Origin of the sequence: Winogradskyella marina, assembly GCF_015645385.1 — a bacterium.
Classification (GTDB): domain Bacteria; phylum Bacteroidota; class Bacteroidia; order Flavobacteriales; family Flavobacteriaceae; genus Winogradskyella; species Winogradskyella marina.
In genome coordinates this window covers 64,800-72,127 of record NZ_JADOET010000017.1, presented here as the reverse complement: position 1 = coordinate 72,127, position 7,328 = coordinate 64,800, and the positions used below count along the sequence as shown (strand labels likewise).

The 7,328-nt window shown below is 36.8% G+C and carries 3 protein-coding genes; 1 reads left to right on the top strand and 2 read right to left on the bottom strand.

Going from position 1 to position 7,328, the window contains the following annotated elements:
• Window positions 1–252: T9SS type B sorting domain-containing protein (locus tag ITJ86_RS15310; protein ID WP_195872530.1), on the top strand; the 252-nt coding region annotated here is incomplete at its 5' end.
• 233 nt (window positions 253–485) lie between these two features.
• Here ITJ86_RS15310 and ITJ86_RS15305 read toward each other — a convergent pair.
• Window positions 486–1,334, bottom strand: coding sequence for an SH3 domain-containing protein (locus ITJ86_RS15305; protein ID WP_195872529.1), 849 nt, complete (start codon window positions 1,332–1,334; stop codon window positions 486–488).
• A gap of 350 nt (window positions 1,335–1,684) precedes the next feature.
• Window positions 1,685–7,258 (bottom strand): alpha-2-macroglobulin family protein, encoded by a 5,574-nt coding sequence (locus ITJ86_RS15300; RefSeq protein WP_195872528.1) that lies wholly within the window; start codon window positions 7,256–7,258, stop codon window positions 1,685–1,687.
• Window positions 7,259–7,328: the final 70 nt, after the last annotated feature.

Here is a 7,328-nt window from a genome sequence, read left to right as displayed (position 1 = left end):
TATTTTACACCAAATGGAGATGGAAATAATGAAACTTGGAACATTGAAGGTATTGGTAGTAACGCCATCATCTATATATTTGATCGCTACGGAAAACTATTAAAGCAAATAAGTCCAGATGGAGACGGTTGGAATGGGATTTATAATGGTAAAGCGATGCCAACAGATGGCTATTGGTTTACAGTTGAGTATGATGAGCCTAGTACAGGTGAACGTAAAGAGTTTAGAGCGCATTTCTCTTTAAAGCGATAGGGTAATTTAAATTAAACCTGACAGGTTTCAAAAACCTGTCAGGTCTTACTTCAATTTAGCAGTCTTCATATTTCCCACGAAAGTGGGAATCTCATTCGTTTAAATTATCCTGTAAGTTCTTAAAAATAAAACACCCCTAAAGTCCCCTCAAGGGGACAATCCTCCCAAGATTATTTTTAGTACTTGTCCCCTTGATGATACCAACCGTAGCTCATTTATAATGTAAGCTACAATTAACATTTAGGGATATCAAATTCAATGATTTTTTCTGAAATGTTATCTTCAAAATCAGTTAAGATAAGTTTTAAAAACACACGATTTGTTGATACTCCAACAGGACGATCTTTTACATTGTCTATAGTCTTAAAATAATTTAGCCATTCTACACCACATTGGTCAATAACTTCTGTTTTTAAGGCATCAACAGAGGTGTCTATAAACGTCTTCCAATCGTTTTCTGTATAAGCTAAAGTTTCAAAAGTATTGGATGTGATTTGCTTTAGTGGTTTCCATTCCGAATCAAAATGTTTCCAATCCTTAGCATCGCACTGCGCATCTGCGCTCATAAATGAAATACTATTTTCATAACGCTGAAAAATACTCACGTGCTTATAATCATTGTCAAAAAGAACGATTTTTTTTCTTTCAGGTGAAGCTCCTATATCTACATTGATGGTTGTGGAATCTTGGTTTTTTAAACTGTGCGTTCTTTTATAGTCGCTCGTTGCTAGATTTTTGATTTCTACATCCAATTGATCTAAATGTAAACGGATGGGTTTCGAAATTTTTGTTGGTGACAAATAGCCATTAAAAACATAACCAATATGGTTTCGGGTTTCTACTTTTACCCATTCGCCAGTGACTTTTTTTCCGCCATCTAGAATGACCAATTTTTTGTCCGTGGTTTCAATAACACCTATGGCTTCTGCATAAGCTAGTTTGGTCAACAATTTTCCATTGACATCGGGTTGGTCTCTAAGGGACAAACCACTTTCTGCTGCTACGTAAGCATTTTGTTGTGCTGTTACTAATGCTACACAAAGTAACATTCCGATCGCTAAAATCTGTTTTAGATTGTTCATAATTTTTAAATTTAAGGTTAAACATTTTAGCGGTTTGTTTTCTAGGATTCTTGCCTGTCGACCGACAAGTATTTAGTTTATGCTGTTCCGATAGTTATCGGAAAAGTTTCGGTAGCTTTTATAGTGTTGTCATTTCAGGTGAATTTTAAGCTTTTGTGAGCTTGAAATATATGTCGAGAAACGTTTTAAGTTAAATAGGTTCTCGATACAATTCTGACGAAAAGGTCAGAATCACTCGAACTGACAAGAATTGTTTTATGGACCTGCGAGGTCTTTGTCACTTCTCTAGTATTGATTTTCTTGGTTAGTTAGACCTGACAGGTTTTTAAAACCTGTCAGGTCTCCTCTGGTTACTTCTCAACAGTAATCCATTCGCCTTTATTTCGCACCAAATAATCGTTATCATACATGGCTTCGGCTTGTGTGCCTGGTAAATAATAGGTGCCTAAATAGGATGCATTTAATAAAACGGTAAAGGTTTTGGTGCCATGTTCGCCTTTCGGATTCATATCAAAATAGAAATTGACGCGGTCATCTCTGATATCTGTATATCTGGCTTGACTCACCGTTGTATCTCCAAAAGCCGTAAATCTGGTGTTTACAATATCCCAACCAGATGGGAAAATTTGCGTCAAGGCCACATCGTGAACATAATCTCGTGTTAAGTTCGAAATACTAACCGTTGCCACAAAGTCTTGACCTTGTTTCAGGTTGGACACGTTTATTTTATTGCCTTGTAAATCTTTGTAAATGGTGGAAATCGTGAAGCCACGTTGTTCAGCCAATTCTTCGCCTAATTTCAGTTTTCCAGAACTTATAACTCTCACGTAAACCAAATTATCTTTTTCGTTAGTAATTTTAATGTGGTTGTTGCCTTCATTTATAGGAATATCACGTTGTGCAATGGCATTTTTAGTGTCTATGGTTTCAGATTTGCCATTGATACTGTAAGACAATTTTAAATCTTTTCCGCCGTTTTTAATGACCATTTTTCCCATAGCTAATAAACTATACGCTGTGGTTTGTGTGCTCATCCATTGGTCACTCGATAAATCCTTGGCAATGGATTTTGCTAAATCTCTCGCTTTAGGATTGCCAGTAATGATCATGGTTTCTAAAGCCATCGCTCTATTTCTGTCCACCGAACCATAAGTGTAATAATTAGATTTTGGTGGTTGAAAATCGATATTTGCGGTTTTAGAAATAGCATCACTCGCTTCTTGTTGTCCTGCTAAGGCATAAGCCGCTGCTAATCGCCATTTGGCTTCGTTTGAAATTTCTTCGAATTCACGTAAGCGGTTCATGCTTGCTAAATCTGGACTTCCAGCTAAAGCCAAAGTATATAAACGATAGGCTTGTGCTAAATCGGAATGATACACACGATAACTTGGTCTCCAATTTCTGGCGGCTTGTTTTTGGTAGGCAATCCAGTTACTCTTGAAAGTTAATGGCAATACGAACCCTTTCTTCTCAGCTTCAATCATAAAGTGACCAGCGTAACTGGTGCTCCAGTCATTAGTCGTGTTTTCTCCCATCCAATAGCTCATGCCTCCGTTTGGTTGTTGGAAATTGCCTAAACGTTTAATGCCACTTTCAATATTACTCTGGATTTCTTTCTTTTTCTTCGCCGTTAAATCAAAAATATCTGCCAAGAATAATTGAGGAAATACACCTGAAGTCGTTTGCTCTAAACAACCATGTGGATAACGAATAAGATATTGTAATCTACCGGTGAAATCCATTGGTGGCAAGGTTGAAAATTCTACCGTTGCCGAATTTGTTCCTGCAACTCCAAACGTTGTTACGTTGACAGTTTGCTGGGCATTTGATTCTAACTCATGATCACTGACTTTAGACGTAAATGGATTTGGATTTTCCACATCAATCTCTACTTTGTAGGTGGATTTTTCTCCGTTTCCTGTGGCAACAACTTCAACCGTATTGATGTCTTTGGCTTTGGTGACGTCCAATTCAAAATAAACCATTTTTTCATCAGGTTTATCGAATTTAAGTGATTGAGACGATTCGCCTTTCACGGTAATGCCATCACTTAGTTTTAAGGATAAGTTGACGTTCTTCACTTTGTTTTCCATAGCAAAAACCGTTACAGGCAATGTTACTTTTTCACCAGGACTCAATTTTCTAGGTAAGGTTGCCAAGACCATTAACGGTTGTTTTACCTGAACCGATTTGTCTGTACTTCCATAAGCTTCTGTAGCATTGTTTCCTGCAACGACCATCGCTCTCACTGCGCCAATATAATTTGGCATTTTGAGTTGATGTGTTTTGGTTTGTCCTTTATCTAAAAGGAAAGGTCCTAAATAGGTTACCACAGGTTTAAAACGGTTGGCTTTTTTGTTCTTTCCTGCAGCAGCACTGCCATCTCCACCAATCGCAAAAACCTGATCAATACTACCCGAATAAGCACCAATAACATCATCAAAAATATCCCAAGTTTTTACGCCTAAAGCTTCACGTGCATAGAAACTGTCCCATGCATTAGGTGTTTTAAATCGGGTTAAATCCAACAAACCTTCTTCAACAACAGCAATCGTATACGTCATAGCTTTGTTGTTCTTTTCAGACACTTTTATCTCGTAAGATTGCTCTGGTCTAATCTTATCTGGCATGTTGATTATTGGTTCTAATTTTGTTGATGGGTCTTCCACCATCATCGGAATCACACCATATAAACGAATCGGTAAATCGTTGGATGTAATGGCATGTGGTTGTAATAACGAAATATTAATAAATACGTTTGGTGCCATTTCAGACGTCACAGGAATATCAACCGTGGTTTCTCCTGGTTTGGTTTTTACCCATTGGTGTTGCAATACTTCCGAACCATTTTCTATACTTACTAACGCACGACCTTCCGAACCTGAAGGAAAAGTTAATTTAGCAATTTCTCCAGCATTATAATTTTCCTTGTCGGTAGAAAAGACTAACATTTTAGCCGCTTCTTTATCACCAGTCGGATTTGTAGACCACCAGTTTTTGTAGAAGTAAGCCGTTCTTCCTGTGGCATGACCACTTACAGGATCTACCACTCGAATTAAGTAACGGCCGCGTTCGTCTTCTGGAATTTTTAGTTTGAAATTCGCTTTGCCGTTCGTATCAGTATTTACTGAAAACGACTGCACTGGTCTGTGATAATTGCTCGATACGTAACTCGACAGATTGTCGTAAGAGGAATTCCACCACCAACGCCATTCAATTTTATAAACTTTTACTTCTAATTGTTCTCTTTTAATAGGTTTTCCTTCCGCTGTAACGGTTGCTATATCAAACGTGTGGTTTTCATCTGTAAAATAAGATCCGTAATTGTTGCCTTCTGGCGATTGCAGCCCTACAAAACTTTCATAAGGAGCATATGGCATGGTGAAAGCATCGAGTGAAAAATCACCTCCGTTTTCAAAAGCTCTCACTAGGAATTGAGCCGTTAACATGCCAGGCGCATTTTTGCCAATATTCAGTTTTGAATTGATGGTCGCATGGCCTTCGGCATCTAAATTCCCTTCAAAAACATTGGTTTCTTCAGAATTAAATGTTCGGGTTGGATCGTTAAAAACGTAATTTTTATAACCTTTAAAACTGGTATGCGATGATGTGAATTTTGCTTTTATTTCAGCCTTTAAATTTTTTGCAGGTGCACCATGTAACCAAGCCACATTTAAGTCTCCTTGAAGTGGTTCGTTATTGGTTAAGATGTCGTTTTCAAAATCGATTTTAATTTTTAATCGGTTGGGTTTTACCGTTTCAATTTTTAGATTTTTTGAAAATGTAGCACCTCCAACAGAAACCTTGGCGTTGTAGTTTCCGGTTTTATAATCTGTTGAAGTTGGTACTATAAAATCATAGAAGTGATTTAGATTATCAATAGATATTTTTCTGTAAACTAGTTTACCCACAGGATCTGTGATTTCTAATTTTACAGGATGACGCTTTGGTAATTTGTTCGCATTGTCATTCAGCATAAACGTTAAAAACAAACTATCTCCTGGTCGCCAAACTCCACGTTCTGCATAAATGTAACCTTTAAGTCCACGTTGTAATTTGTTTCCTGAAACGTCAAACTTACTTAATGATAATGATAACCCATCTTGTAGTTTTATATAACTGACATTGCTGCCTTTTGTAGCGATGGCAAAGGCTGCTCTGTGTTTAGCATCAATTTTTATTATGCCTTCTTTATTGGTAGTGCCATTTGCTAATTCTTGTTGTTGGTAATTGTACAATGTGATTTTTACACCAGTTTCCGGACTAGTATTAAGGATATTAGTCACCGCAAATAAGTAGGTGTTATCAGCTCCTTGCTTGGTAATAACACCGAGATTTGAACTGATTAAGTTTTGTGCCACTATGCGATTACCGTAGTTAAAATACGAATCTGTGCAAGGATTATCTCTATCTCTCCAACGGTAATTATTATTGCGGTAGCTATAGGTTAAATTGTCCCAATAGCGTTCTTCGCGCAAGTTTTCTTCTTCTTCAGAAAGGTCTTCAGAAGTGTAGTAATCGTCGCTATAATAATCATCGTAGTAATCGTCTTCATCAATATTCGTCGTTTCGGCATTTGAATCACAGTCATATAATGAATAGTCCTTTTTAAAGCTCAATTCAACGCGATAAATAGCACCAGGATCGGCTTTAAGATATTTAGATAAATCAATGCTGTAGGCTTTCCATTTTCCGGTGTTCTGGTTTTTATCTTGAATTAAAGTGATGGTCTCTTTGGCAATACGGCGTCCCACTTGTTTTATGGCGTGATCATTATTGCTCGATAGCGCATTGCTTTGCAAAAATTGAAGGACATTATCTTCAAATATTTTAATGATACGCACATCGACTTTACTCAAATTAACGGCTTCGAAATTGAATTTTAGGTTTTTTGAATTTGGAAGAATACTGCCATTACTAATGAGTCTAACTTCAGGTTTTAATTCTTCAAATGTGACCAGTTCTGAAAATGGTTTTTTCAGCTTGAAACCATCGGTGTTTTTGATGCCCTGAAACACATCCACTTGAATATCTCCAACTAATTTATGATCTGGATACACACGTAACACATTACCATCCACAATATATTTTGGGTTTTTCACGCCTTGAAGCGCTACTAATCCTGCGAAATTTTGTTGCTTCACTAAAGGATCTGAAAAGTTGAGGGATAAGAATTGCTCAGGACTCTGAACCACCTCAGTACTTACGATAACAAAGTTATTTTTTCCGGGAATGCTGATGAAATTTTCACCTTCATTATCGGCATTGATGGCAGAACCATCCCATTTTATATCAATTTTGCTATCTTCAACTAATCGATTGATACTATCAATTTTAAACTCGAAGAATTTTGATTGTTCCGTAGCTTCATTCCATACTAAATTTAAATTTTTAGAGTTCTGAGAGGCAGATACTAATTTTTTGGCGTTTTCGAGCGATATTACATCAGCAGAGCGCAATTGTGCATAGAGATATTGCCATTCTTTACTGTAGGATTGAAGGTTTTGGGTGATAATATTAAAACTCGGAGTGATAGTTTTGAATTGAAAGGTAAATTCTTCAAATGCTTTCGGAACAGTCTTGTAAATGTCACTTAGCTTTACGTTTATGGTGTATTCTGTTGCGGATTCTAGATGCTCATCTGGTGTAAATAGTAAAGTATGATTGTTCATAGCTTTTAATTGGCCTTGAACATGAGGTGTAATTTTAATCAATTCGGTTGGTAACGTTTTATCCATTTCCCATCCGCTAACCGTATCTGACAAGCTTATTTTTATGGGATCTGCAACTGACACTAAACCAGAAGTGGTGTAACTAATATAATCGCGATACTTGAAAATGTTATCGGTTTCTACAGGTGTTTTTTTACATGAAAATACAAATGCTAGAGTTAGGAGTAGGATGAGGTGCTTTTTGATGTTCATGTTGCTGATGGATTTAAGTAAAAGTTTTGATTGACAAGCAAAGGTAAGTGCTTTCTTGTTAAATAAATAC

Bases quoted from the DNA above. Each gene is read 5' to 3' on its own strand.
- ITJ86_RS15305 (WP_195872529.1), bottom strand. From the start codon at position 1,334: ATGAACAATCTAAAACAGATTTTAGCGATCGGAATGTTACTTTGTGTA.
- ITJ86_RS15300 (WP_195872528.1), bottom strand. From the start codon at position 7,258: ATGAACATCAAAAAGCACCTCATCCTACTCCTAACTCTAGCATTTGTA.